General features: G+C 68.4%; 21 protein-coding genes. 16 read left to right on the top strand and 5 right to left on the bottom strand.

Annotated features, from left to right (window positions below; translation table 11 throughout):
- Positions 1-6: 6 nt before the first annotated feature.
- From RT97_RS01495 to RT97_RS01480, 4 genes are all read left to right on the top strand, one after another.
- Complete coding sequence (locus tag RT97_RS01495) at positions 7-2,307, top strand: heavy metal translocating P-type ATPase (RefSeq protein ID WP_042577006.1); 2,301 nt, start codon at positions 7-9, stop codon at positions 2,305-2,307.
- 332 nt (positions 2,308-2,639) lie between these two features.
- On the top strand, positions 2,640-3,122 hold the full coding sequence (locus tag RT97_RS01490; protein WP_172672140.1) for a DUF4148 domain-containing protein: 483 nt from the start codon (positions 2,640-2,642) through the stop codon (positions 3,120-3,122).
- Positions 3,119-3,595, top strand: a complete 477-nt coding sequence (locus RT97_RS01485; RefSeq protein ID WP_080898129.1) for a DUF305 domain-containing protein — start codon at positions 3,119-3,121, stop codon at positions 3,593-3,595. The genes RT97_RS01490 and RT97_RS01485 overlap by 4 nt, the downstream gene beginning before the upstream one ends.
- Complete coding sequence (locus RT97_RS01480; RefSeq protein WP_042577004.1) at positions 3,592-5,049, top strand: YncE family protein; 1,458 nt, start codon at positions 3,592-3,594, stop codon at positions 5,047-5,049. Before RT97_RS01485 ends, RT97_RS01480 begins: the two co-directional genes overlap by 4 nt.
- A 7-nt stretch (positions 5,050-5,056) precedes the next feature.
- On the opposite strand, the gene RT97_RS01475 is transcribed toward RT97_RS01480, so the two are convergent.
- Positions 5,057-5,797 (bottom strand): response regulator, encoded by a 741-nt coding sequence (locus tag RT97_RS01475; RefSeq protein ID WP_042577045.1) that lies wholly within the window; start codon positions 5,795-5,797, stop codon positions 5,057-5,059.
- Between the two features lie 151 nt (positions 5,798-5,948).
- Here RT97_RS01475 and RT97_RS01470 point away from each other — a divergent pair, with 151 nt between their 5' ends.
- The 3 genes from RT97_RS01470 to RT97_RS01460 all read left to right on the top strand — a co-directional run bounded on the left by RT97_RS01470 (position 5,949) and on the right by RT97_RS01460 (position 10,193).
- Positions 5,949-6,320, top strand: a complete 372-nt coding sequence (locus RT97_RS01470) for a response regulator (protein WP_042577003.1) — start codon at positions 5,949-5,951, stop codon at positions 6,318-6,320.
- 14 nt (positions 6,321-6,334) lie between these two features.
- Complete coding sequence (locus tag RT97_RS31975; protein WP_052810516.1) at positions 6,335-8,854, top strand: ATP-binding protein; 2,520 nt, start codon at positions 6,335-6,337, stop codon at positions 8,852-8,854.
- A 64-nt stretch (positions 8,855-8,918) separates the two neighbouring features.
- Complete coding sequence (locus RT97_RS01460; RefSeq protein WP_042577002.1) at positions 8,919-10,193, top strand: cation:proton antiporter; 1,275 nt, start codon at positions 8,919-8,921, stop codon at positions 10,191-10,193.
- A gap of 201 nt (positions 10,194-10,394) precedes the next feature.
- Here RT97_RS01460 and RT97_RS01455 read toward each other — a convergent pair whose 3' ends face one another.
- Complete coding sequence (locus RT97_RS01455) at positions 10,395-11,714, bottom strand: heavy metal sensor histidine kinase (protein WP_042577043.1); 1,320 nt, start codon at positions 11,712-11,714, stop codon at positions 10,395-10,397.
- Between the two features lie 97 nt (positions 11,715-11,811).
- A complete protein-coding gene (locus tag RT97_RS01450; protein WP_042577001.1) occupies positions 11,812-12,489 on the bottom strand; it encodes a heavy metal response regulator transcription factor in 678 nt (225 codons plus the stop codon).
- 160 nt (positions 12,490-12,649) lie between these two features.
- On the opposite strand from RT97_RS01450, the gene RT97_RS01445 reads away from it, so the two are divergent.
- The 8 genes from RT97_RS01445 to RT97_RS01410 all read left to right on the top strand — a co-directional run bounded on the left by RT97_RS01445 (position 12,650) and on the right by RT97_RS01410 (position 23,129).
- Positions 12,650-13,024, top strand: a complete 375-nt coding sequence (locus RT97_RS01445; protein ID WP_042577000.1) for a hypothetical protein — start codon at positions 12,650-12,652, stop codon at positions 13,022-13,024.
- A 95-nt stretch (positions 13,025-13,119) separates the two neighbouring features.
- A complete protein-coding gene (locus RT97_RS01440; RefSeq protein WP_042576999.1) occupies positions 13,120-14,469 on the top strand; it encodes a TolC family protein in 1,350 nt (449 codons plus the stop codon).
- A gap of 17 nt (positions 14,470-14,486) precedes the next feature.
- Complete coding sequence (locus RT97_RS01435; protein ID WP_080898128.1) at positions 14,487-15,884, top strand: efflux RND transporter periplasmic adaptor subunit; 1,398 nt, start codon at positions 14,487-14,489, stop codon at positions 15,882-15,884.
- 9 nt (positions 15,885-15,893) lie between these two features.
- A complete protein-coding gene (locus RT97_RS01430) occupies positions 15,894-19,121 on the top strand; it encodes a CusA/CzcA family heavy metal efflux RND transporter (protein ID WP_042576998.1) in 3,228 nt (1,075 codons plus the stop codon).
- On the top strand, positions 19,111-20,028 hold the full coding sequence (locus RT97_RS01425; protein ID WP_042576997.1) for a cation diffusion facilitator family transporter: 918 nt from the start codon (positions 19,111-19,113) through the stop codon (positions 20,026-20,028). The genes RT97_RS01430 and RT97_RS01425 overlap by 11 nt, the downstream gene beginning before the upstream one ends.
- 243 nt (positions 20,029-20,271) lie before the next feature.
- Positions 20,272-21,708, top strand: a complete 1,437-nt coding sequence (locus RT97_RS01420; protein WP_172672139.1) for a lactonase family protein — start codon at positions 20,272-20,274, stop codon at positions 21,706-21,708.
- A gap of 194 nt (positions 21,709-21,902) precedes the next feature.
- Entirely contained in the window at positions 21,903-22,655 is a 753-nt protein-coding gene (locus RT97_RS01415; protein WP_042576996.1) for an SDR family oxidoreductase, read from the top strand.
- A gap of 66 nt (positions 22,656-22,721) precedes the next feature.
- Positions 22,722-23,129: a cupin domain-containing protein gene (locus tag RT97_RS01410; RefSeq protein WP_042576995.1), complete on the top strand. Its 408-nt coding sequence runs from the start codon at positions 22,722-22,724 to the stop codon at positions 23,127-23,129.
- A gap of 6 nt (positions 23,130-23,135) precedes the next feature.
- Here RT97_RS01410 and mog read toward each other — a convergent pair whose 3' ends face one another.
- Together mog and yjgA are read right to left on the bottom strand one after the other, a co-directional pair.
- Positions 23,136-23,726 carry a molybdopterin adenylyltransferase gene (gene mog, locus RT97_RS01405; protein WP_042576994.1) on the bottom strand — a complete coding sequence of 197 codons (591 nt, stop codon included), beginning with the start codon at positions 23,724-23,726 and terminating at the stop codon, positions 23,136-23,138.
- On the bottom strand, positions 23,723-24,379 hold the full coding sequence (gene yjgA / locus RT97_RS01400; protein WP_042576993.1) for a ribosome biogenesis factor YjgA: 657 nt from the start codon (positions 24,377-24,379) through the stop codon (positions 23,723-23,725). Before yjgA ends, mog begins: the two co-directional genes overlap by 4 nt.
- A 117-nt stretch (positions 24,380-24,496) precedes the next feature.
- On the opposite strand from yjgA, the gene pmbA reads away from it, so the two are divergent.
- A complete protein-coding gene (gene pmbA, locus RT97_RS01395) occupies positions 24,497-25,867 on the top strand; it encodes a metalloprotease PmbA (RefSeq protein WP_042576992.1) in 1,371 nt (456 codons plus the stop codon).
- Positions 25,868-25,872: the final 5 nt, after the last annotated feature.

Here is a 25,872-nt window from a genome sequence, read left to right as displayed (position 1 = left end):
GACTTCATGACGAACCAGAACGCCCTGAAGCCGGTGACGCCGGCGCTCCATCAAGACCCTGACGACCATGGTCACGATCACGCGCATGGACACGCACATGCCCATGTGGAGACGGCCTGCTGCGGCAGCCCGGTCTGCGGTTCGTCGCCCGTTGCCGACACCGCCGACCTCCCCAAGGGCGCCTTGCTCTTTCGCATTCCCACGATGGACTGCGCGGTCGAAGAATCCGAAATCCGCCGCGCGCTCGAGCCAGTTGCCGGGGTGAAGGGGCTGCGCTTCCGGCTCGGCGAACGCACGATGGCCATCACGGCCGACGACGTGGCCTTGCCCCATGCGCTCGATGCGATCCGCAAGGCCGGCTTCAAGCCCGAGGCGCTGGGCGATGCGAGCGCCCCGGCCGCCGGCGCGGCAGCCGCCCCCGCACGCATCGCGGGCATGAGCATCGGCCTCGCGCGCCTGGTCGCCGCGCTGGTGCTGGCCATCGCGGCCGAGTCGATCTCGTTCCTCGCGCTCGAAGGCAAGGGCTTCCTGGCCGCCGAGATGGTGCTTGCGCTCGTGGCCATCGGCCTGGCCGGTCTCGACACCTACAAGAAGGGCTTCGGCGCGCTGGTGCGCGGGCGCCTCAACATCAACGCGCTGATGGCCGTCGCCGTGACCGGCGCCTTCGTCATCGGCCAGTGGCCCGAGGCCGCGATGGTCATGGCGCTCTATGCGATTGCCGAGCTGATCGAAGCCCGCGCGGTGGACCGCGCCCGCAACGCGATCCAGGGCCTGCTCGCGCTCGCCCCCGAACAGGCCGAGGTGAAGCAGCCCGACGGCAGCTGGCAGACCGTGATGGCCGACGCGGTGCCGCTCGACGCCATTGCCCGCATCCGCCCCGGCGAGCGCGTGCCGCTGGACGGCGTGGTGACTGCGGGCCTGAGCGCCATCGACCAGGCGCCCGTCACGGGCGAGAGCATTCCGGTCGACAAGACCGTCGGCGATCCGGTCTTCGCGGGCACCATCAACCAGACCGCCGCACTGGAATTCCGTGTCACGGCGGTGGCTGCCAACACCACGCTCGCGCGCATCATCCACGCGGTCGAAGAGGCGCAGGGCACGCGCGCTCCCACGCAGCGTTTCGTCGACCGGTTCGCCGCCATCTACACGCCCACGGTCTTCGTGCTGGCGCTGGCGATCGCGCTCTTCACGCCGCTCTTCATGGACTGGACCTGGCTGCAGGCCCTCTACAAGGCGCTGGTGCTGCTGGTCATAGCCTGCCCGTGCGCGCTGGTGATCTCCACGCCCGTCACGGTCGTGAGCGCGCTCGCATCGGCCGCGCGGCGCGGCATCCTGATCAAGGGCGGCACGTACCTCGAAGAGGCGCGCAAGCTCAAGGCGGTGGCGCTGGACAAGACGGGCACCATCACCGAAGGCAAGCCCAAGCTGGTCGAGTCGACGCTGCTCGATGCATCGGGCAACGAAGCGGCGGTGTTCGCGATTGCAGCGAGCATCGCGGTCCGCTCGGACCATCCGGTGTCCAAGGCCATCGCCGATGGACTGAAGGGCGACCGCGCAGAGGTCGGCGACTTCACCGCGCTGCCCGGCCGCGGCGTGCAGGCCACGCTATCGGGCCAGGCCTACATGCTCGGCAACCACCGGTTGATCGAGGAGAAGGGCCTGTGCACGCCGGCGCTCGAAGCCGAACTCGAGCGCCATGAAGAGGCCGGCCGCACCGTGACCCTGCTCGCATCGAGCCAGGCGGTGCTCGCGCTCTTCGCCGTGGCAGACACCATCAAGGAATCGTCGCAAGCCGCGGTGGCCGAACTGCGCGCCCTGGGCGTCGTGCCGGTGATGCTCACCGGCGACAACGCCGCGACCGCGAAGACCATCGGCGCGCACGCCGGCATCGACGACGTGCGAGGCAACCTGCTGCCCGAGGAAAAGCTGGGCGCCATCAAGGCCATGCAGGAACGCTACGGCGCGGTGGCGATGACCGGCGACGGCATCAACGACGCGCCGGCGCTCGCGCAGGCCGACATCGGCTTCGCCATGGGCGGCGCGGGCACCGACACCGCCATGGAAGCGGCCGACGTGGTCATCATGAACGACGACCTGCGCCGCATCCCCGAGACCATCCGCCTCTCGCGCCGCGCGCACGCGGTGCTGTGGCAGAACATCACGCTGGCCCTGGGCATCAAGGGTGTGTTCTTCGTGCTCGCGGTGTTCGGCAGCGCAACGATGTGGATGGCGGTGTTCGCCGACATGGGCGCGAGCCTGCTGGTGGTGGCGAACGGGCTGCGGCTGATGCGGGCGGAGAAGGGCTGAGACCCGCGGCCGCGCCGCCCGCTTCGCCAGCGGCATGCGCGCTGCATTGCACACATGGCTCACCGCGTAGGGCCGCAAGCTCGTCAAGCGGCTGACCTCACTCGACCTCGCCCCTGTATTTCATCTGCAATCGTTCCCGCTTCATCTGAATCGGCCGCGCCGCGCGCGCAATCCGTGCGCAACGCGCGCTTTGCAAAGTAGAGCCCGAATCGACACCGATCAAGGCACAGCCCTCCGGTGCCTGGATCACCCAGTGTTGGCTTGGGGCTCGCCGGACGCGTATCTGCTGGCGCACCTCTTCTACTTTTCAGATGCGCAAGAAGGAAACGATCATGAAGAAACTCAATGCCGCCATGGCTGCCCTTGCCGCCACCGTGATGCTCACCGCCGCCGGCGCCGCCTCGGCCCAGAGCCTGACCCGCGCGGAAGTCGTCGCGCAGCTGAAGGCGGCGCAGGCCAGCGGCCAATTGGCCGCCCTCACGGGCGAGGACAGCGGCTCGGCCTACCTGTCGCGCCACTTCCAGTCGAGCGAACCGCGCGCCGAAGTAAAGGCCGAACTGGCGCAGGCCAAGGCCGACGGCACGCTGGGCGTGCTGGTCGCCACCGACAGCGGCTCGGCGTATCTCTCGCGCAATTTCAAGTCGACCGAACCGCGCGCCGAGGTCAAGGCCGAGCTGGCAGCGGCCGAGAAGAGCGGCCACTTCGACGCGCTCTATGGCGAAGACAGCGGCTCGTTCTTCCTTGCACACGGCGGCAACGCCGTGGCGACGAACAGCGCCGTCGCGATGGCCACGCCGCAAAGCGCAGGCCAGTGAGCGCCACGTCACCGCGCCGGCAGCGCGGCGTTGCGCTGGCAGCCGTGGCGGTTGCAGCGTGGGTCGCTGCCGCGGGCGTGATGCCCGCGGCAGCCGACTCTCTCGCCGCCGCCTTCGCCGCAGAGAACGACGCCGCCATGAACCGGATGATGGCCGCGATGGAGATCAAGCCCTCGGGAGACGTCGACCGCGACTTCGCCGCGATGATGATCCCGCACCACCAGGGCGCGATCGAGATGGCGCAGGCCGAGTTGCGCTACGGCCGCAACGAGCAGTTGCGCCGCATCGCGCAGGAAATCATCGTCGAGCAGCAGCAGGAGATCGCCGCGATGCACCTGGCGCTCGGCCAGCCGCTGCCGCCATCGGCACCTGCGCCCACGCAGGGCCTTTCGGCCACCAACACAACAACAGATCCCATGCCGCATCGGCATTCGATGCCCGGCATGCACATGGAGCACCGAGACAACCCATGACCCCCATTCGTCACGCCGCCGCGCTGCTGTGCGCATCGCTCGCCCTTGCCGCCTCGTTCGCGCAGGCGGGCCAGGCCCCAGGCGCCTCTGCATCGGCCGACATCCCGGTGAGCCACCGCGATCGCATCTACGCCGCCGAGCAGTTCTCCAACACCGTCTCCGTGACCGACCCGGCCGACAACCGGCTGCTGGGCGTGATTCGCCTGGGCGATCCGTCGCCCGGCAACTTCAGCCCGCTCTACAAGGGCCAGGTGCTGGTGCACGGCATGGGCTTCTCGCCCGACCACCGAACGCTGGCCATCGTGTCGATCGGATCGAACTCGGTGACCTTCATCGACACCGCGACCAACGCCGTCAGGCACACCACCTACGTCGGCCGCTCGCCGCACGAGGCCTTCTTCACGCCAGATGGCAAGGAGGTGTGGGTCACTGTGCGCGGGGAAAATTACGTGTCGGTGATCGACGCGGCCACCTTCGAGGAGAAGACCCGCATCGTCACGCCCGCAGGGCCCGGCATGCAGATCTTCTCGCCCGATGGCCGGTACGGCTACGTGTGCTCGTCGTTCAACCCCGAGACCGTGGTGATCGACACCGCGACCAAGCAGATCGCCGGCCGTGTGAAGCAGGACAGCCCCTTCTGCCCCAACATCGCCGCCACGCCCGATGGCAAGCAGGTCTGGTTCACCCTCAAGGACGTGGGCCGCACGATGGTGTTCGATGCGAAGCCGCCGTTCGCGGTCATCAAGTCGTTCGACACCGGGCCGATCACCAACCACGTCAACTTCGCCGCCACGAAGAAGGGCACCTTCGCCTACGTGACCATCGGCGGGCTCAACCAGGTGAAGGTGTTCCGCACCGACGATTTCTCGCAGGTCGCGACCATCCCGGTCGGCAAGCTGCCGCACGGCATCTGGCCTTCGGGCGACGGCTCGCGCATCTACGTGGGGCTGGAGAACGCCGATGCCCTGGCTGTCATCGACACCGCGACGAACAAGGTCGTGGGCGAAGTGCCCATCGGCCAGGCGCCGCAGGCAATAGCCTATGTACCGAATGCGGTGCCAGAGGGCGACGGCATGCAGGGGCTGCAGCCGCTCGGCGTGGCGGGGCAGGCCGCGCACCTCACGCTCATGGCCGTGCAAGGCGACAAGGTTGGCGCGCCCACCAGCGTGACGCTGTTCGACCAGGGATTGACGCAGGTGCTGCAGGCCTCCGCGACGGGGCTCGAACCCAGGTCGCCCTACGTGCTCGCGCTCGCCGAGCAACCGGATGGCGGCGGCGCGCTGCAGCCGCTGGCCAACTTCATGACCAACCCGGCGGGCTCGGCCATCGTGAACGCGATCGGGCCGATCCGGCAGATCGTGCAGTCGAATGCACAGGCCTCGCGCCGCTACCTCGTGATCGCGCCGCAGGTGGCGGGGCAGCCCGGCAAGCCGGTGCAGGTGCAAGGGCTCTGAGGCCTTTTCAGTTCAGCGCGTCGACCTGCGTGTCGAACACGTAACCCGCACCGCGCTCGGTGCGGATGAACTGCGGCGTCGAGGCATCGACCTCGATCTTCCGGCGCAGGCGCAAGATCTGCACGTCGATCGACCGGTCGTACACCTCCGCGCCGTGCAGGCGCGAGAGTTCGAGCAACTGGTCGCGCGAGAGCACGCGCTGCGGCGCCTCGCACAGCGCCAGCAGCAGGTTGAATTCGCCGTTGCTCAGCTCCACCCGCCGGCCGTCCGGCGCGGTGAGGCGGCGCACCAGCACATTCAGTTCCCAGCCCGCGAAGCGATAGGCCCTGCGCTCGGTGCCACCCTTGGCCGGCGTCGCCGCGGTGGCGTCGCGCTGCACCTGGTAGCGCCGCAGCACGGCGCGGATGCGGGCGAGCAGCTCGCGGTTGCTGAAAGGCTTGGTGATGTAGTCGTCGGCCGCGATCTCCAGGCCCATCACGCGGTCGGCCTCGTCGCGCTTGCCGGTCACGATGATGACCGGGATGGCGCTCGTCTCGCGCAGGTGGCGCGCCAGGTGCATGCCGTCTTCGCCGCCCAGGCGCAGGTCGAGCACCACCAGGTCGATGACCGATTCCGCGAGCGCCTTCTTCATCTCGGCGCCCGAGACGGCGGTGGTCACGCGCAGCTCGTTCTCGGTGAGGTACTCGTCCATCAGTTCGCGAATGGCCGGATCGTCGTCGACGACAAGGATGTGGTGGCTGGCGCTCATGGAGGCGAAGGGTAATGCAACTTCGCTGCGCGGCATACGTCCGCATTACAGATGAAATGCCCGCGCCGCCGCCGACATGAGGGCGGCATGTGCGGGAGCGCCAATTGCGTCATGGCGGCAACCGGCGTCGCCCGCACCGAACAGAGAGACCATGCTGACCGTCGTCGTGATCGAGGAAGATAGCGCCATGCGAACACTGATTTGCGAATGGCTGCTGGGCGAGGGCTACGCCGTGCAGGCGCTGCCCGCGCAGGGCACGGCCTCCGCCCGCGGCGGCAGCGATGCAGACCTGGTGATCGTCGATGTGCCCGACCTGCGGGGCGGCGGCGCCGACACCGTGCGTGCGGTGCGGGCCGGCTATCCGCAGGCGGCGCTGATCGGCCTCTCGACCCGCCTGGGCCGCAGCCTGCACAGCGATTCGAACCCTGCCCGCGCCCTCGGCTTGCGACGCCTCGTCGCCAAGCCCTGCGCGCGCGGCGAATTGCTCCAGGCGGTGGCCGACACCATCGGCGCGGCGCACTGAGGACGAGTCACGCAATGAAGACCACCGAACGCCTGCGCCGCCGCATCGTGGCCGCCGGCGTGCTGCTGATCGCCGCGTGCATCGGCTCGGCGGGCTACGACGGCTGGCGGCTGCACCAGCAGATCATGCTGGCCAACGAGCGCGAGCTCGGCAACCTCGCCAAGGCGCTGGCCGAGCAGTCGCTGCGCAGCATGCAGGCGGTCGACGTGGTGCTGCGCGACACCGCGAGCTGGTACGGGGCCGCGAGCGGCGACTTCGGACCCGGCGAGGTGTCGCCGGGCCTGGCCTCCCGCACGGTCGGCGTGCCGCAGGTGAGCGTGCTGACCGTCGTCGATGCCCATGGCATGCAGCGCCACCGCTCGCGCGACACGGGCGGGCCGCTGGCCGATGTGTCCGACCGCCCGTACTTCATCGCGCAGCGCGATTCGCGCGACACCGGGCTTTTCATCAGCGAGCCCATGACCACCCGCACCGAAGGCATGCCGGGCCTGGTGGTGTCGCGCCGCATCGATGGGCCCAATGGCGCGTTCGCGGGCGTGGTCACCGCGATCGTCACGCTGCAGCACCTGGAGGGTATGTACTCGGCGATCCAGCTGGGCAAGGGCAGTTCGCTGTTGCTCACGCTGAGCGACGGCATGCTGGTGGTACGCCAGCCGGGCCCCACCGACCCCGCGAAGAGGCTGAGTTTTCCCGAACTCGCCGCACTGAAGGAAGGCGGCAGGGTGGCGCGCGCCATCAACCCGATGGACGGCCGGCCCAAGCTGATCGCCGCGGTGGGCGTGGGCAGGCGGCCGCTGATCCTGGCCATCATGCGCGACGAGGAAGAGGCGCTGCGCCCCTGGTACGACGAGATGTGGAGCTCGGGCATCCGCACGGTGCTGCTGATCCTCCTGGTGGTGCTCACCATCGTCGGCCTCTTGCGCCAGTTGCGGCGACAGGAGCGCGGCGAACTGGCGCTGCGCCAGAGCGAGGAGCGCTACGCCATGGCCATGGAGGCCGCCAACGAAGGCCATGCCGAATGGAACGTCGCGGAGGGCTCGGTGTTCGTCTCCGACAAGTGGCGCGCGCTGCACGGCGTCGATGCGTCGGTGCCGCTGGGCACCCCGGCCGACGTGCTGCGCCACGTGCACCTGCACCCCGACGACGCGCTGCACGCCAAGGCCGCCATCGACGACCACCTGGCCGGCCGCACGCACGCGGTCGAACTCGAATACCGCGTGCGCCACGCCGGCGGCGAGTGGCGCTGGATCCACGCGCGCGGCCGCTGCGTGCGCGACGAGGCCGGCACGGCGCTGCGCCTCTTCGGCGCGGCGACCGACGTGAGCGACCGCAAGCTCGCCGAGGCCGACAAGGCCCGGCTCGAAGCGCGCCTGCAGCAGACGCAGCGCCTGGAGGCGCTGGGCACGCTCTCGGGCGGCATTGCGCACGACTTCAACAACATCCTGGGCGCCATCCTCGGTTTCGGCGAAATGGCGCAGCAGCAGGCCGAGGCCGGCAGCGCGATGCGCCGGCACATCGACCGCGTGATGCAGGCCGGCGCCCGCGCGCGCCTTTTGGTGCGGCGCATTCTCGATTTCAGCCGCAGCGGCATCGCCGAGCGCGTGCCGGTCAACATGCAGGCGCTGGTGGAAGAGGTGATCTCGATGCTCGTGCCCACGCTGCCGCCGGGCCTGCGCGTGGACGCGCGGCTGCAGTCCGGCAGCGCGGCCGTGGTGGGCGACGGCACGCAGCTCTACCAGGTGGTGATGAACCTCTGCACGAACGCCGTGCAGGCCATGGGCGACGAAGGCGTCGTGAGCCTCAGGCTCGACCGCGTGGACATCGCCCACAAGCGGGCGCTCCTGCACGGCGACATCGCGGCCGGCGCCTATGTGCGCCTGGACGTGGGCGACACCGGCCCGGGCATTCCGCCGGAGGTGCTGCAGCGCATGTTCGATCCGTTCTTCACCACCAAGAAGGTGGGCGAGGGCACGGGGCTCGGGCTCTCGGTGGTGCACGGCATCGTGGCGGACATCGGCGGCGCCATCGACGTGGCGACGGGGGCGGGCCAGCCCACCGTCGTGTCGGTGTGGCTGCCGGTGCTGCAGGGGCTGGCCGGGGAGGGCGAGCCCGAGCAGGCGCCGCTGGACACCGTGCCCGGCTGCCCGCGCGGCAACGGCGAGGTCGTGATGATCGTGGACGACGAGCAGCCGCTGCTCGAGCTGGCCGAGGAACTGCTCGCGAGCCTGGGCTACGAGCCGGTGGGCTTCGGCACCAGCGAACGCGCGCTGGCCGCGTTCGTGGCCGATCCGCTGCGCTTCGACGCGGTGCTCACCGACGAGATGCTGCCCGGCATGCCCGGCAGCGAGCTGGCCCGGCTGCTGCGCTCCAGGCGTCCGGCGCTGCCGGTGGCGCTGGTGAGCGGCAATGTCAACGTGGCGCTCGAGCAGCGGGCGCGCGATGCGGGCGTGGCCGAGGTGCTGCACAAGCCGCTGGGGCTGCAGGAGCTGGCCGAGTGCCTGGCGCGCATCCTGGCGGGCCGACAGCCGGATTGAACTGCCCCTCGTGCGGCACTAACATCGGCGGCTACGCCCTTTGGCTCTCGCGCCCCGATCTCCCATGTCTGCTACCACCCTGCTGCTGCAACTCGTCGTCATCCTCACCACCGCGCGCGTCTGCGGCTGGCTGCTTCGCTACCTGGGCCAGCCCAGCGTGGTGGGCGAAATGGCCGCGGGCCTGATGCTCGGCCCGGCCGTGATGGGCGCGCTCTTTCCCTCGCTGCATGCGCAGCTGTTCGCCAAGGACCTCCTGCAGGGCCTGTCGTCGCTGTCGACCGTGGGGCTGGTGCTGTTCATGTTCGTGGTCGGGCTGGAGCTGCGGTCCTCGCAGAACATGCGCTCGCAGCTCAAGGCGGCCGGTGCGGTGGGCGTGCTCAGCGTGATCGTGCCGTTGGCGCTGGGCCTGGCGATCTCGCCCACGCTGTATCCCGCGCTGGCACCGGCCGGCGTCGCGTTCTGGCCGTTCGCGCTCTTCATGGCGGCGGCGCTCTCGATCACCGCTTTCCCTGTCATGGCGCGCATCCTGAAGGACCGCGGCATGACGCGCACGCCCTTCGGCCAGCTCTCGCTCAGCGCCGCCGCGGTGGTCGACGTGTTCGCCTGGATCCTGCTGGCCTTCGTGGTGGCGATGGTGGGGGCGGGCGAGGGCTACACCGGCCTCATCAAGATCACGGTCGGCGTGGTGGTGATGCTGGTCTTCCTGTTCTTCGGCCTGAAGCCGGCCTTTGCCTGGCTGCTGCGCGTGAAGGCGCCCGACGGCGAGCCCTCGACCACGGTGATGGCCTCGCTGATGATCGGCCTCTTGGTCACCGCGCTGCTCACCGAATGGCTGCACCTGCATGCGGTGTTCGGCGCCTTCCTGTTCGGCGCCTGCCTGCCGCGCGACGACCGCCTCCTGCGCTCGCTCAGCGAGCGCATCGAGCCCATCTCCATCGTCGTGCTGATGCCGCTCTTTTTCGCGCTCGCCGGGCTGGGCACCACCGCCAGCGCGTTCACGGGCGCGAGCCTGGGCGCGATGCTGCTGATCATCAGCGTGGCCACCTTCGGCAAGATCGCCGGCGGCGCGGCCGGCGCGCGCATGGCCGGCTACAGCTGGCGCGACAGCATGGCCACTGGTTCCCTGATGAATGCGCGCGGGCTGATGGAGCTGATCGTCATCAAGATCGGTTTCGACGTGGGCCTGATCGGCCCCGAGCTCTTCACGATGCTGCTGGTGATGGCGCTCGCCACCACCGCGATGACCGGGCCGCTGATGACGCTGTGCATCGGCCGCAAGCCCAAGGCGGCTGCCGACGTGGCCGCGCCGGTCGAAGCCGAGGCGCACGCCAAGCCCTGATTTCAGGCCAGGTGGCGTCATGACGACAGGGCCGTTCACGCTGAGCTTGGCGAAGCGCCGCGCGAGGCTTCGACAAGCTCAGCCCGAACGATAGGGGTCTCGGCCTGGGGGTTGGACCTCAGCCTGACGTTGTTGCCGCAGCCCGCACGGTTGTCGCGGCCCGCACGGTTGCCGCAGTCCGAACGGTTGTCGCGGCCTCGCTCAGCCGTTGCGGCGCACGGTGAAGCCGATGCGCGTCGCACCGCCCTCGCTCGACGCGAACACGCGCCCGCCGTGCATGCACGCAATGGCCTCGACGATGGCAAGGCCCAGCCCGTGGTGCCGGGTCGATCCGTCGCGGGCCTGCGCAGCGCGATAGAAACGCTCGAAGAGGCGAGGGAGCGCAGCTGGATCGATCGGCTCCCCGCGGTTCTCGACCGCAAGAATGAACTCGTCGTGGTCCGCCTTCAGCTCGATCCCGATGGTGGAAGCCGGCGCGGCGAAGCGGATCGCATTGCCCAGCAGGTTGGAGAGCGCACGGCGGACCAGCGCGGCGTCCACGTCGGCCATGGCATCGCCGGCGACCTCGGCCTTCAACCCCGCCTCGTCGAGCATTGCGTCGTAGAAGTCGATCACGTCGTGCGCCTGCGCCGCGAGACTCACGACGGCGCGCGAGCGGGTCGAGGTGCCGCGGTCGGCCTTCGAGAGAAACAGCATGTCGGTGACGATGCCCGAGAGCCGGCCGATCTCCTCGAGATTCGACGTCAGCACGCCCTGCAGCTCCTCGTTGGAGCGCTGCCGCGTGAGCGCGAGTTCGGTGGAGCCGATGAGGTTGGCGAGCGGCGTGCGCAGCTCGTGCGCCACGTCGGCGTTGAACGATTCGAGCTGCACGTAGGCGCGCTGCACGCGCAGCAGCAGCGCGTTGAACTGCGTGATCCACGGGCGCAGCTCCGCGGCGAAGGCCAAGGCATCGATCGGTTGGTTCGCCTTGTCCGGCGCCATGGCCGCGGTCCGGTCGGCCAGCGCTTTCAGCGGTCGCAGGCCGCGCCGCACCAGCCACATGCCCGTGAACGACACCAGCGCGGTGCCCAGCACCACGGCGCCGAGCAGCGTCCAGGCGAGCCGCTCGAGCAGCCGCGCCTCCTGCGCGACGTTCACGCCCAGCTGCACCTGCAACTCGGTTGCGGGACTGCCTTGCTGCCAAGGCACCGTGAGGTCGCGCCGCATCCAGCGGCCGCCCGTGGTGGGCCGCGACTGAAAGAGCTGCCGGCCCGCATGCGTGATCGACAGGCTCACGTCGTCCTGCATCGAGAAGAAGTCGTCCAGCTTGTGCTTGAGGAAGACGAGGTCGCCGCCTTTCTCGGCCTCCTTGAGCAGGTGCTGCACCAGCACCGCCTTCTGGTCGAGTTCGTCCTCCTGCTTCTGGCCGAAGTTCCAGGCTGTGACGAGGTAGATGGCCAGGCAGATCACGCTCAGGCCGAACAGCGTCTGCGCGGCGATCCAGAGCGAGAGGCGGCGCTGGATCGAGTTGGGCAGGCTCATCGCGAAAGTGCCGCGGAACCGGCTTTGCCGGGCCGCAGGCATTGCCTCCTGCGAGGGGGCGGGCGGCCACACGAAGCGGGCGAGCTTGGGGGTGGGTTCATACCCAGGAGCGGTCTTCCAGGACGTAGCCCATGCCGCGCACGGTGTGCAGCAGCTTCACCTCGAACGGATCGTCGATCTTGCTGCGCAGGCGCCGGATGGCCACTTCCACCACGTTGGTGTCGCTGTCGAAATTCATGTCCCACACCTGCTCGGCGAGCGTGGTGCGCGAGAGGATCTGGCCGCGCCTGCGCAGCAGCACCACCAGCAGCGTGAACTCCTTGGCCGTGAGCTCCAGCCGCACGCGGTTGCGAAACACCTTGCGGCTGGCCATGTCGAGTTCCAGGTCGGCCAGGCGCAGCACCGTCGAGTCCTGTGCCTTGCCGCGCCGCAACAGCGCCTGCACGCGCGCGAGCAGCTCGGAGAACGAAAAGGGCTTGACCAGGTAGTCGTCGGCGCCTTGCTGCAGGCCCTGCACGCGGTCTTCGACCTTGTCGCGCGCGGTGAGCACCAGCACGGGCACGTTCTTTGTGCGGCGTATGGCCTGCAGCACGGCGAATCCATCGATGCCGGGGAGCATCACATCCAGGAGAACCAGCGCGTAGTCTCCCTCGGTGGCGAGGTAGCGGCCTTCGATGCCGTCGCGGGCTATGTCGACGACATATCCGTTTTCCTCGAGTCCCTTTTTCAGGTAGTCGCCCAGTTTGGGCTCGTCTTCGATGACAAGAATTCGCATTCGCAGATCGTACCCAATAGCTCTCAAAACACTGGTTACGATTTAGTAATCCTATTGACGGACAAAGCGCCGCGATGAAGTCGTAGATTGCGCCGGGCCCTCGATCAGCAGGGCCTTTGCGGGACGCGGCGTTCGCCCCCGCCGATATACTTTTTGCCTCATGCGCCGCTGGCTCCTCATCTTTCTGCTCGTCCTGCTTCCGTTCCAGCTCAGCTGGGCGGCGTCGGCGGCGTATTGCGAGCACGAGCGCGACACGCAGCCCGGGCACTGGGGCCACCACGAGGACGATGCCCGCGGCACCGACCGCACGCACACGGGCGACGGCGCGAAGAAGAACTCCACCACGCAGCCCAATGGTGCGGTCGGCCATTGCATCGTCAGCCATTTCGGATGCGCGCAGCATGTGAACGTGGCGGCCGGCGATGCGGCCGATGTGCCGCTGCTGCCCCAGGTGCTGCACGCTCGATCGGAAGAGCGTTTCGTTTCTCACGTCTCCGAAGTCCCTGTGCGACCCGCACGGTCTCTCGCCATCTGATTCGGCGAGAGAACACCAACCACCACTGATCCCCTTCATCAGCTGAGCTCTCGCCGAATTCGTCCGTCCGTTGTTTCGCAACCCAGGAGAATTCGATGCGCACGCTCTTCGTGCCGCTGGCCGTGTTGGCCTTGGCGGTGCCCCCGGCCTTTTCACAATCGCCACAGTCGCCACAGTCGCCACAGCCGATAGCTGGGCTCTCGACCTCGTCATCCCGCCCGGCCGCCAGGACGCTGGAGCCCGCGGGACCGCTCACCCTCGGAAGCGCCGTCGCGATGGTGCTGCAGGCCAACCCCAGCCTGTCCGCGGCCTCCCGCGAGCAGGAGGCTACCGAGGGCGCCATCGTCCAGGCCGGCGCCTGGCCCAACCCGACGCTCGATGCGCAGCTGGAAGACCTGCGCCGCGACAACCGCACCACCACGCTGCAGCTGAGCCAGCCGATCGAGCTGGGCGGCAAGCGCGCGGCCCGCGTGACGGCCGCGGAGCGCGCGCGCGACCAGGCTGCGTCGGCGCTCGCAGCACGGCGCTCGGAGCTGCGTGCATCGACCGTCACGCTGTTCTTCGAGGTGCTGACGGCGCAGGAGCGCCTGCGGCTCGCGCAGGACTCCGTCGGTCTTGCGCAGACCGCGACGAAGGCCGCCGCCAATCGCGTTACCGCCGGCAAGGTCTCGCCGCTGGAGGAAACCCGCGCGCGCGTGGCCGAAGCGGGCGTGCGCGTCGAACTGCTGCAGGCCGAGGGCGCGCTGCGCGCCGCGCGCCAGCAATTGGCCGCGCTGTGGGGCAATCCGGCGCCGCGCTTCACGCAGGTGGATGGCGCGATCGACCGGTTGCCCGCGCTCGCCTCGGCGCAGGGAGTCGAGGGCCGGCTCTTCGCGGCGCCCGTGCTGCGGCAGGCGCGGCTCGAAGTCGAACGGCGCGAGGCGCTCTCCAGCCTGGAGCAGGCCAAGCGCATTCCCGACATCACCGTCTCGCTCGGCGCCAAGCGCGTGCCTGCGTCCATCGACACCGAAGGCGCGAGCCGCCGCAACCAGGTCGTCGTCGGCCTCTCGGTGCCGCTGCCGATCTTCGATACCAACCGCGGCAACCTCGCCGAAGCGCTGAGCCGCGAGGAGAAAGCGCGCGACGACCTCGCCGCCGCCGAACTGCAACTGGGCGCCGACGTGGCGCAGGCCACCGAGCGCCTGCGCTCGGCGCGCGCCACGGCCGAGACGCTGCAACGCGATGCGCTTCCCGGCGCCGAGACCGCCTACAGGGCCGCGACCAAGGGCTTCGAGCTGGGCAAGTTCAGTTTTCTCGAAGCGCTCGATGCGCAGCGCACGCTGTTCCAGGTGCGCAACCAGTACCTCGTCGCGCTGGCCGATGCGCACCGCGCGGCCGGCGAACTCGATCGCCTGCTCGGCACCGACGGCGAAGAAATTCCCAGCACGGCCGCTGCCGTGCGCTGACCAGGACGCAACAGACCGTGAACATGCAAGAAGAACGCAAGACTTTCGCCGGCCGCATCGGCAAGAGGCAGTGGATGGCCATCGTGGCCGTCCTCGTTGCAGGCCTCGTGGCCGGGGCCCTCATCCTGCGCACCGCGCCGGCCAAGCCCGAGGCGGCCGGCCATTCGGAAGCCGGAGGCCATGCCGACGGCGAGCACCACGAGGAAGGGAAGGCCGAAGGCAAGGACCACGGCCATGAACACGGGCACGAAGAGGCCAAGGGCCATGGCGACAAGGAGCACCACGGCGAGGAAGCCAGGGAGGCCGACGCCAGGGAGAAGGGCGCTCCCGCCGAAGCGAAGGCCGAAACGAAGGAGAACAAGGAACACAAGGAACACAAGGAAGGAGAAGAAAAGATCGCCTTCACCGACGAGCAGGTGAAGGCGGCCGGCCTGTCCATCGAAAGCGCCGGCCCTGCGCGCATCAAGACCTCGCTGCAGTTGCCCGGCGAGATCAAGTTCAACGAAGACCGCACGGCCCACGTGGTGCCGCGCGTGGCGGGCGTGGTCGACAGCGTGTCGGCCAACCTGGGGCAGGAGGTCAGGCGCGGGCAGGTGCTCGCGGTGCTCTCGAGCCCGGGGCTCTCGGAGCAGCGCAGCGCGCTGCAATCGGCGCAGCGGCGGCTGGAACTGGCCCGCACCACCTACGAGCGCGAGAAGAAGCTCTGGGAAGAAAAGATCTCGCCCCAGCAGGACTACCTGCAGGCCCAGCAGGCCATGCAGGAGGCGCAGATCGCCGTGGCCAACGCCAACCAGAAGCTGCTCGCGCTGGGCGCCACGCCGGGCTCGGCCGCGCTCGGCCGCTACGAGCTGCGCGCACCCTTCGACGGCATGGTGGTCGAGAAGCACATCTCGCTGGGCGAATCGGTGGGCGAGGCGGTCAACGTGTTCACCATTTCCGACCTCTCGACCGTGTGGGCCGAGATCAGCGTGGCCGCCAACAACCTGAACCTGGTGCGCATCGGCGAGCCGGTGATCATCCGCTCGACCGCGTTCGACCAGACCGCGAGCGGCACTGTGTCGTACGTGGGCTCGCTCATCGGCGCGCAGACGCGCACCGCCACGGCGCGCGTGACTCTGACCAACCCGCAGCGCGTGTGGCGCCCGGGCCTCTTCGTGAACGTGGAGCTGGTGGCGTCCGAGGCGGACGCGCCTGTCACGGTGTCGGCCGAAGCGGTGCAGACGGTGGAAGACAAACCAACCGTCTTCCTCAAGGTGCCCGGCGGCTTCATGCCGCAGCATGTGCAGACCGGCCGCAGCGACGGCAAGCGCATCGAGATCGTGGGCGGCTTGAAGCCGGGCGCGCCCTACGCGGCCAGCGGCAGCTTCGTCGTGAAGTCGCAGCAGGGCAAGAGCTCCGCCACGCACACCCACTGAGGACGCCGCATGTTCGAACGCATCATCGGCTTCTCCATCGCGCAGCGCTGGCTCGTCATGCTCGCCGTGCTCGGCATGGCCGCGCTCGGCATCTTCAGCTACCAGAAGCTGCCCATCGACGCCGTGCCCGACATCACCAACGTGCAGGTGCAGATCAACACCGCCGCGCCCGGCTATTCGCCGCTCGAGGCCGAGCAGCGCGTGACCTACCCCATCGAGACGGTGATGGCGGGCCTGCCGGGCCTGCAGCAGACCCGTTCGCTCTCGCGCTACGGCCTCTCGCAGGTGACGGTGATCTTCGAGGACGGCACCGACATCTACTTCGCGCGGCAACTCGTGAACGAGCGCATCCAGTCGGCGCGCGAGAGCATGCCCAGCGGCATCTCGCCGGTGATCGGGCCGATCTCCACGGGGCTGGGCGAGATCTACCTCTGGACCGTCGAGGCGGAGGAGGGCGCGAAGAAGCCCGACGGCAAGCCCTACACGCCCACGGACCTGCGCGAGATCCAGGACTGGATCATCAAGCCGCAGCTGCGCAACGTGAAGGGCGTGACCGAGATCAACTCCATCGGCGGCTACGACAAGGAATACCAGATCGCGCCCGACCCCGCGAAGCTGCTGGCGCACGGCCTCACGATGACCGACCTGGTCACCGCACTGGAGCGCAACAACGCCAACGTGGGCGCGGGCTACATCGAAAAGCGCGGCGAGCAGTACCTCATCCGCGCGCCGGGGCAGGTGAAGTCGGTGGAAGACATCGGCAACGTGATCCTGGGCAATTCGGGCGGCATTCCCTTGCGCGTGCAGGACGTGGCCGAGGTCGGCATCGGCCAGGAGCTGCGCACGGGCGCGGCCACCGACAACGGTCGCGAGGTGGTGCTGGGCACCGTGTTCATGCTGATCGGCGAGAACAGCCGCACCGTGTCGCAAGCCGTCGACAAGAAGATGCAGGAGGTCAACCGCACGCTGCCCGCGGGCGTGAAGGCGGTGACGGTGTACGACCGCACGGTGCTGGTGGACAAGGCCATCGCCACGGTGAAGAAGAACCTCTTCGAGGGCGCGGTGCTGGTGATCGCGGTTCTGTTTCTCTTTCTCGGCAACATCCGCGCGGCGCTGATCACCGCGCTGGTGATTCCGCTGTCGATGCTCTTCACCTTCACCGGCATGGTGAACCAGAAGGTCAGCGCCAACCTCATGAGCCTGGGCGCGCTGGACTTCGGGATCATCATCGACGGAGCGGTGGTGATCGTCGAGAACTGCGTGCGGCGGCTGGCGCATGCACAGGCGAAACACGGGCGACCGCTCACGCGCAGCGAGCGCTTCCACGAGGTGTTCGCCGCCTCGCAGGAGGCGCGTCGCCCGCTGCTGTTCGGCCAGCTGATCATCATGATCGTGTACCTGCCGATCTTTGCGCTCACGGGCGTGGAGGGCAAGCTCTTCCACCCGATGGCCTTCACCGTGGTGATCGCGCTGCTGGGCGCGATGATCCTGTCGATCACCTTCATTCCCGCTGCGGTGGCGCTCTTCATCGGCAACAAGGTCGGCGAGAAGGAGAACCGGCTGATGGTGTGGGCCAAGCGCGGCTACGAGCCGTTGCTCGCACGCGTGATGACGGCCAAGCCGCTGGTCATCACCACGGCGGTGGTGGCGGTGGTGCTCTCGGGCCTGCTCGCCACGCGGCTGGGCACGGAGTTCGTGCCCAGCCTCGGCGAAGGTGACTTCGCGATCCAGGCGCTGCGCATCCCGGGCACCAGCCTCACGCAATCGGTCGAGATGCAAAAGCAGCTCGAGCGCACGCTGAAGGAGAAGTTTCCGGAGATCGAGCGCGTGTTCGCGCGCACCGGCACCGCCGAGATCGCGTCGGACCCGATGCCGCCGAACATCTCCGACGGCTACATCATGTTGAAGCCCGAGAGCGAGTGGCCTGCGCCCCGTCGCACGCGTGCCGAGCTGCTGGCCGCGGTGCAGGAAGAGGTCGAGAAGCTGCCGGGCAACAACTACGAGTTCTCGCAACCCATCCAGTTGCGCTTCAACGAGCTGATCTCCGGCGTGCGCAGCGACGTGGCCGTGAAAATCTTCGGCGACGACATGGACGTGCTTGACAAGACGGCAGCCGAGGTGTCGAAGGTGCTCGCGGGAATCTCCGGCGCGGCCGAGGTGAAGGTCGAGCAGACCACGGGCCTGCCGATGCTCACGGTGAACATCGACCGACAGAAGACGGCGCGCTACGGCCTGAACGTGGGCGACGTGCAGGATGCGGTTTCCATCGCCGTCGGCGGACGCGAGGCGGGCACGCTGTTCGACGGCGACCGGCGCTTCGACATCCTCGTGCGCCTGCCCGAGAACCTGCGCACCGACCTGGAGGCGATCAAGCGCCTGCCGGTCGCGCTGCCGAAAGGAGCGGGCGCGGGCGCGGAGGGCGCGCGCACCAGCTTCATTCCGCTCGGCGAAGTCGCCACGCTGGAGCTCGCGCCGGGCCCCAACCAGGTGAGCCGCGAGAACGGCAAGCGCCGCATCGTGGTGAGCGCCAACGTGCGCGGCCGCGACCTGGGCTCGTTCGTCGCCGAGGCGGAAGAAGCGATGCGCAAGGTGAGCATTCCCTCCGGCTACTGGACCGTGTGGGGCGGCCAGTACGAGAACCTGGCCTCCGCCACAGAGCGCCTGCAGGTGGTGGTGCCGGTGTCGCTGCTCTTGGTGTTCACGCTGCTGTTCGCGATGTTCGGCAACCTGAAGGACGGGTTGCTGGTGTTCACCGGCATCCCGTTCGCGCTCACCGGCGGCATCGTGGCGCTCTGGCTGCGCGGCATACCGCTGTCGATCTCGGCGGCGGTGGGCTTCATTGCGTTGTCGGGCGTGGCGGTGCTCAACGGGCTGGTGATGATCTCGTTCATCCGCAACCTGCGCGAAGGCGGGTTGCCGCTGGACGAGGCGATCCGCGAAGGCGCGCTCACCCGGCTGCGGCCGGTGCTGATGACGGCGCTGGTCGCGTCGCTGGGTTTCGTGCCGATGGCCATTGCCACCGGCACCGGCGCCGAGGTGCAGCGGCCGCTGGCCACCGTGGTGATCGGCGGTATTCTTTCTTCGACCGCGCTGACGCTGCTGGTGCTGCCGCTGCTCTACCGCATCGCCCACCGGCGCGACGAAGACGAGGAATTGCAGGACGCCCGCGAGCAGCGCCACGGCGCGCCGCTCGACCCTTCTCCAGGTTCTCAAGGAGTGACGCCCCATGGCGCATGACCATGCCCACGCGGTGGGCGGCAATGGCAACGAGCGCGCGCTGCGCTGGGCCTTGCTGCTGACCTCGCTCTACCTCATGGCCGAGGTGGTGGGCGGGCTGGTGTCCGGGAGCCTCGCGCTTCTTTCCGATGCAGCCCACATGTTCACCGACACGGTGGCGCTCGCGATCTCGCTGGCGGCCATCTGGATCGGCAAGCGGCCGGCGGACAAGCGGCGCACCTTCGGCTACTACCGCTTCGAGATTCTTGCGGCCATGCTCAACGCGGTGCTGCTGTTCTTCGTGGCGATGTATGTGCTGTACGAGGCCTGGCGGCGCATCTCGGCGCCGGCCGAGATCCAGTCGACCACGATGCTGCTGGTGGCCGTGGGCGGGCTGGTCGTCAACTTCGTCGGCATGCGGCTGCTCGCGAGCGGCAAGGACGAGAGCCTGAACGTGAAGGGCGCGTACCTGGAGGTGTGGGCCGACATGCTGGGCTCGGTCGGCGTGATCGTCGGCGCGCTGGTGATCCGCTTCACCGGGTGGGCGTGGGTCGATTCGGTGATTGCGGTGGCTATCGGGCTGTGGGTGTTGCCGCGCACCTGGCGACTGCTGCGCGAGAGCCTGAACGTGCTGCTCGAAGGCGTGCCGGACGATGTGGACCTGCCCGAGGTCGAGCGTGCGCTGCTTGGCAGCGCGGGTGTCGCCAGCCTGCACGACCTGCATGTGTGGGCGCTTTCGAGCGGCAAGGTGAGCCTGAGCGTGCATGTGGTGTGCACGTCCGAGGTGGGCGACATGGCGCCGCTGATGTTGCAGCTGCGCGCGCTGTTGGCCGAGCGCTTCGACATCCACCATTCGACCGTGCAGGTCGAGCGCGTGCCTTGCGAGCAGGCGGCAGAGAGCCATGGGTTCGGGCCGGCTGTGGCGTAGTTCGCCATCGAGGACCGAGCCACGCGTCTAGCGTCGTTGTCGGTTCTCGACCGGTCAGGGCGTCTACCAGTTCTCGGGGATGGATCGATACGAACAAAAAATTCACACTCCGACACGTTTTGAAACTCGTTGGATTCAGAGGTTTCCTGCATGTCGGCACTCGCCCCCACCCACGGCCCTTGTTCTCAATCTTCGCGCGGGAAGTTCACCCGGCATTCCTGGTCGGATCGACTGGGCACGGCCTTGCTGGGCACCATGCTGGTCGGCCTGGCCTCCTGCGGTGGGGGTGGCGGAGGAGGCGGTGGTGGCTTCGTCCCCTTGGCACTGACGCCGCCGCCGCAGCAGCCTGCCGCGCCCGCACCGGATGTTCCGGTGCCGGATGTTCCCGCTCCACCGGCAGGCCCGGGCGCCACCTACACGGTGAGCGGCAATGTCAGCGGCTTGCTGGGCTCGGGCCTCGTGTTGCAGAACAACGCCGGCGACGACCTGGCCATCGCGGCGAACGGTGCCTTCAGTTTTTCCACCAAGCTGCTCGGCGGCGCGGGCTATGCGGTCACGGTGAAGACCCAGTCCAACATCCTCACCCGGGTCTGCACGGTCGGAAATGGCACGGGCACCGTCGCCGATGCCGCCGTCACCGACGTGGCAGTGACCTGTGCCGCGCCTGCGGCACGCTTTGCGTATGTGACGAACAGGGATTCCAACAACCTGTTTCCCTACACCGTCGATGCCGTCACCGGCGCATTAGGCACGGCCGGGCCGATGGTGGGAACGGGCCGCTCCCCTTCCTCCATTGCCGTGGAGCCTACGGGCCGCTTCGCTTACGTGGCGAATCTGGCCGATAGAAACGTATCGGCCTTTGCCGTCGATGTCGGCACCGGCGCGCTGAGCCCGCTGGCCGTGCCGCCGGTGGCCACAGGGAGTTCTCCCATCTTCATCACCGTGGACCCCACGGGTCGGTTTGCCTATGTGGCGAATCTGGGCGACAGCACCGTGTCGGGCTATGCCATCGATGCCGGCACCGGCGCCTTGAGTCCGATGGCCACGCCGACGGTGGCGGCAGGGGGCTTCCCTTTCGCCATCACCATCGACCCCACGGGCCGGTTTGCCTATGTGCCGAACGCGGGCTCAGGCAATGTGTCGGCATACACCATCGATCCCAGCACCGGCGCGCTGAGTCCGATGGCCGTGCCGACGGTGACCGCAGGAACTGCCCCCAGCTCCGTCGCCGTGGACCCCACGGGCCGGTTTGCCTATGTGGTGAACCTCGGCTCCACCGATGTGTCGGCCTACACCATCGATGCCAGCACCGGCGCCTTGAGTCCGATGGTGTCCATGCCGACGGTGGGAACAGGCAACGGCCCCAGTTCCATCGCCGTGGACCCCTCGGGGCGATTTGCCTATGTGGCGAACAGAAACGACAACACCGTGTCGGGCTATTCCATCGATGCCGTCACTGGCGCGTTGAGTCCGATGGCCATGCCGCCAGTGCCCGCAAGGACAGCGCCGAACGCCATCACCGTGGACCCCACGGGCCGGTTTGCCTACGCAACGAACAACATTTCCAAGGACATCTCGACCTACACCATCGATGCCGGCACCGGCGCATTGAGCGCGATGGCCGTGTCGACGGTGGCGACCGGGGGCATCGGCCCGCAAGGTCTGGTCATGTCCAGATAGTGCTTCCGGCTGTCGGGTCGACCCGACGTTCGATGCCCGTTTGTTGAAGGGGTGAGAGGACTGCCGCGCCCGGTCGCGTGATCTTCCGACGATTTTCGATTCGCTTGTCACAAACACTCCCCACTGGACGTCTTCCTTGCATGGACGCCCACGGGGGGCGTTCCTCTTTGACTCGCTCCACCAAGGAATCGACCATGAAGATCGTCATCATCGGAGGCTCCGGCCTCATCGGCTCGAAGCTCGCACCCCTGCTGCGCCATGCCGGCCACGAGGTCCTGGCCGCATCGCCCTCCACGGGCGTCGACACGCTCACGGGCGAGGGCCTGAAAGAAGCGCTGGCAGGCGCCCAGGTCGTCGTCGACGTCGCGAATTCGCCGTCGTTCGAGGACGCGGCCGCGCTGCATTTCTTCGACACCGCGGGGCGCAACCTGCTCGCCGCCGAAGCGGAGGCGGGCGTCGCTCACCACATCGCGCTGTCGGTGGTCGGCACCGATCGCCTTCTGGCCAGCGGCTATTTCCGCGCCAAGCAGCGCCAGGAGGAACTGATCGAAGCCTCGCCCGTGCCCTGGACCATCGTGCAGGCCACGCAGTTCTTCGAGTTCGTGGCTGGCATCGCAGACGGGAGCGTGCAGGGCGGCCAGGTGCGGCTGTCGAACGCGCTGATCCAGCCGATGGCGGCGGACGACGTGGCCGCCGCGCTGGCTGCGGTGGTGGGCGAGCCGCCGGCGCGCAGCCGCATCGAGATCGCGGGGCCCGAGGCGCTGCCGCTCGACACGCTGGTGCGCCGCCTTTTCGCCGCGACCGGCGACAAGCGCCCGGTCGTCACCGATGCAGGGGCGAGCTACTTCGGCGTGCAGCTGGACGACCGTTCGCTCACGCCCGGCCGCGATCCGCGCCTGGGCACGACGCTGTTCGCCGACTGGCTTGCGCAGCGTGCACGCGCCTGATTCGGCAGCTGCTTGTTCACCAAACCATTGACCCAAGGTCCGCGATGCGGGCCGGAAAGACAACCCATGACCTGTTTCAAAAAGACCTGCATTTCCCTCGGCCTCGCGCTCGGCGTGTTCGCCGCGATGCCCGCCGTGGCCGCGCCCGAAGCCGCGGCAACCGTCCTCCTGACGAAGGACCTGGCCGACATGCCCGGCAAGGAGGCGGTCTCGTTCATCGTGGACTTTCCGCCGGGCTCCGTCGACCCGGTCCACCGCCACGACGCCCACGCCTTCATCTACGTGCTCGAGGGGTCGATCGTGATGGGCGTGAAGGGCGGCAAGGAGGTCACGCTGACCCCGGGCCAGACCTTCTACGAAGGTCCGAACGACATCCACACGGTCGGCCGCAACGCCAGCAAGACCAAGCCCGCGAAGTTCCTGGTGACGATGGTCAAGGACAAGGGCGCGCCCTTGCTGACGCTGGTCAAGTAACCGGGTTCAGCGCGCGGGCCGGACTGCCGACTTCGGCCTGAAGGCCTTGCAGACCGCGTCGTCGGTTTCCAGGTACGGCCCGCCGATCAGGTCGATGCAGTAGGGCACCGCAGCAAAGATGCCGGGCACGAGCTGCGTGCCGTCGGCATCCTTCAGCCCTTCGAGCGTTTCGGCGATCGACTTGGGCTGGCCCGGCAGGTTGATCACCAGGCTCTTGTCGCGGATCACCGCCAACTGGCGCGAGAGGATCGCGGTCGGCACGAAGCGCAGGCTGATCTGGCGCATCTGCTCGCCGAAGCCGGGCATTTCCTTGTGGGCGATGGCCAGCGTGGCCTCGGGCGTCACGTCGCGCAGCGCGGGGCCGGTGCCGCCGGTGGTCAGCACCAGCGAGCAGCCCGCGTCGACCAACTCGATCAGCGTGGCGCTGATGAGGGCCGTTTCGTCGGGGATCAGCCGGGGTGCGAACTCGATGGGGTTCTTCAGCGCCCGGCCGAGCCATTCCTTCAGCGCGGGCAGGCCCTTGTCTTCATAGGTGCCGCTGGAGGCGCGGTCGCTGACGGAGACGATGCCGATGCGTACCGGGTCGAACGAACTCATGCGTCCTCTTCCCGGTCCTGAGCGGCGGCAGCGGCGGCGTGGTCGTCGCCGCCATGCACGGCCAGTTGTTCACGCACCAGCTGGAAGATCTCGCGGTAGGCCTTGCCTTGGCGGGGCGCCTCGCCGGCCGGGCCGGTCTTCATGTCCTTGCGGGCCTGGCGCACCAGGGCGCGCAGCTGTTGCGAATCGGTGGCCGGGTGGGTCTCGATCCAGCCGCCGAGGGCGTCGTCGTCGGCGATCAGCCGGTCGCGCCAGCGCTCGGCCTCGTGCAGGGCGGCGGTTTCGGCGGCCGGGGTGCTGTTCTGCTCGGTGAGCGCGAGCTTCACGGCCTCCAGCACCTCCGGTTCGAGCTTGCGCATCAGCTTGCCGATGAACTGCATCTGGCGGCGCTTGCCCTCGAAGTTGGTGATGCGCTTGGCCTCGGCGACGGCGTCGACCAGTTTCTCGTCCAGCTGGAGGGCGTCGAACAGGGCGGCGCGCAGCGTGAGCAGCTCGGTGCCGAGCTTTTGCAGTTCGTCGCTTTCGCGCTTGAGGTCGGTGCGGCTGGCTTCGTCGGTGCCCTTGAGCTCACGCTTGAGCTCCAGGTCGAGTTCGCTGCCTTCGGCGACGAACTGGCCACGGACAAAATAGCCTTTTTTGGGTTTGCGGGACATGTGGGTGGATTCTGGGCCGCGCCGTGCGGCGTTGCAATGTGCGCAATGGACCGCACAGGCAGCGGGAAGCTGGGGAGAAAACCGGGAAATGGGGGGCGCAAGTATCATAGCCACCACATGACGACATCCTCCTCGCGCGCCGATTCCGGCTTCGCCTACAGCCGCTCCTTCTTCGAAAACCTGGTCGATACCGCCTTGGCCCACGCCAAGAAGCTCGGTGCGACCGACGCCGGCGCCGAGGCCTCCGAGGGCTGCGGGCTCAGCGTCTCGGTCCGCAAGGGCGAACTCGAGAACGTCGAGCGCAACCGCGACAAGTCGCTCGGCATCACCGTCTACGTGGGCCACCGCCGCGGCAACGCGAGCACCTCGGACTTCTCCGAGGGCGCCATCAAGCAGACCGTGCAGGCCGCCTACGACATCGCCCGCTTCACGGCCGAAGACCCGGTCAGCGGCCTTCCCGACGAGGAAGACATCGCCAAGGAACACCCCGAGCTCGACCTCTTCCACCCCTGGGACGTGACGAGCGAGCAGGCCGCCAGGCTGGCGCTGGAATGCGAGGCGGCAGCCCTGTCGACCGACAAGCGCATCACCAACAGCGAAGGCGCGGGCGTCTCGGCCCAGCAGAGCCACTTCTTCAGCGCCCACACGCACGGTTTCCGCGGCGGCTACGCCAGCTCGCGGCATTCGATTTCGGTGGCACCCATCGCCGGCAAGGGCGACGACATGCAGCGCGACGCCTGGTACAGCTCCATGCGCTCGGCCGACGAACTCGCGAGCCCCGAGGCCGTGGGCCGATACGCCGCCGAACGGGCCTTGAGCCGCCTGAAGTCGCGCAAGATCAAGACCACCGAATGCCCGGTGCTGTTCGAGTCGCCGCTGGCCGTGGGCCTCCTGGGCGGGCTGGTGCAGGCCGTGAGCGGCGGTGCCCTGTACCGCAAGAGCACGTTCCTGCTCGATTCGCTTGGCAAGCCCGTGCTGCCCAAGCACATCGACGTGGCCGAAGACCCGCATGTGATGCGCGGCAAGGGCAGCTCGCCCTTCGACGACGAAGGCGTGACCACGCGTGCCCGCAAGGTGGTCGATGCGGGCCGGCTCGAGGGCTATTTCCTCTCCACCTACTCGGCCCGCAAGCTGGGCATGAAGACCACCGGCAACGCCGGTGGCTCCCACAACCTGACGCTGAGCTCGCGCCTGACCAAGCATGGCGACGACCTTGACGCCATGCTCGCCAAGCTGGGCACCGGCCTCTTCGTGATCGAGCTGATGGGGCAGGGCGTGAACTACGTGACCGGCGACTACTCGCGCGGCGCCAGCGGCTTCTGGGTCGAGAAGGGCAAGATCGCCTTCCCCGTGCAGGAGATCACCATCGCCGGCAACCTCAAGGACATGCTGATGGGCATTGAAGCCATCGGCGCCGATGCCTACACTTTCGGTGCAAAGACCACGGGATCGATTCTGGTCAACCGCATGAAGGTGGCCGGCGCCTGACCGGC

It is taken from the genome of Variovorax paradoxus (genome assembly GCF_000834655.1).
Taxonomy (GTDB): domain Bacteria; phylum Pseudomonadota; class Gammaproteobacteria; order Burkholderiales; family Burkholderiaceae_C; genus Variovorax; species Variovorax paradoxus_F.
The sequence above is the reverse complement of the archived record's forward strand: the minus strand, read 5'-3'. Positions and strand labels throughout refer to the sequence as shown.

Bases quoted from the DNA above. Each gene is read 5' to 3' on its own strand.
- RT97_RS01495 (WP_042577006.1), top strand. From the start codon at position 7: ATGACGAACCAGAACGCCCTGAAGCCGGTGACGCCGGCGCTCCATCAA.
- RT97_RS01490 (WP_172672140.1), top strand. From the start codon at position 2,640: ATGAAGAAACTCAATGCCGCCATGGCTGCCCTTGCCGCCACCGTGATG.
- RT97_RS01480 (WP_042577004.1), top strand. From the start codon at position 3,592: ATGACCCCCATTCGTCACGCCGCCGCGCTGCTGTGCGCATCGCTCGCC.
- RT97_RS01475 (WP_042577045.1), bottom strand. From the start codon at position 5,797: ATGAGCGCCAGCCACCACATCCTTGTCGTCGACGACGATCCGGCCATT.
- RT97_RS01470 (WP_042577003.1), top strand. From the start codon at position 5,949: ATGCTGACCGTCGTCGTGATCGAGGAAGATAGCGCCATGCGAACACTG.
- RT97_RS31975 (WP_052810516.1), top strand. From the start codon at position 6,335: ATGAAGACCACCGAACGCCTGCGCCGCCGCATCGTGGCCGCCGGCGTG.
- RT97_RS01460 (WP_042577002.1), top strand. From the start codon at position 8,919: ATGTCTGCTACCACCCTGCTGCTGCAACTCGTCGTCATCCTCACCACC.
- RT97_RS01455 (WP_042577043.1), bottom strand. From the start codon at position 11,714: ATGAGCCTGCCCAACTCGATCCAGCGCCGCCTCTCGCTCTGGATCGCC.
- RT97_RS01450 (WP_042577001.1), bottom strand. From the start codon at position 12,489: ATGCGAATTCTTGTCATCGAAGACGAGCCCAAACTGGGCGACTACCTG.
- RT97_RS01445 (WP_042577000.1), top strand. From the start codon at position 12,650: ATGCGCCGCTGGCTCCTCATCTTTCTGCTCGTCCTGCTTCCGTTCCAG.
- RT97_RS01440 (WP_042576999.1), top strand. From the start codon at position 13,120: ATGCGCACGCTCTTCGTGCCGCTGGCCGTGTTGGCCTTGGCGGTGCCC.
- RT97_RS01430 (WP_042576998.1), top strand. From the start codon at position 15,894: ATGTTCGAACGCATCATCGGCTTCTCCATCGCGCAGCGCTGGCTCGTC.
- RT97_RS01425 (WP_042576997.1), top strand. From the start codon at position 19,111: ATGGCGCATGACCATGCCCACGCGGTGGGCGGCAATGGCAACGAGCGC.
- RT97_RS01415 (WP_042576996.1), top strand. From the start codon at position 21,903: ATGAAGATCGTCATCATCGGAGGCTCCGGCCTCATCGGCTCGAAGCTC.
- RT97_RS01410 (WP_042576995.1), top strand. From the start codon at position 22,722: ATGACCTGTTTCAAAAAGACCTGCATTTCCCTCGGCCTCGCGCTCGGC.
- mog (WP_042576994.1), bottom strand. From the start codon at position 23,726: ATGAGTTCGTTCGACCCGGTACGCATCGGCATCGTCTCCGTCAGCGAC.
- yjgA (WP_042576993.1), bottom strand. From the start codon at position 24,379: ATGTCCCGCAAACCCAAAAAAGGCTATTTTGTCCGTGGCCAGTTCGTC.
- pmbA (WP_042576992.1), top strand. From the start codon at position 24,497: ATGACGACATCCTCCTCGCGCGCCGATTCCGGCTTCGCCTACAGCCGC.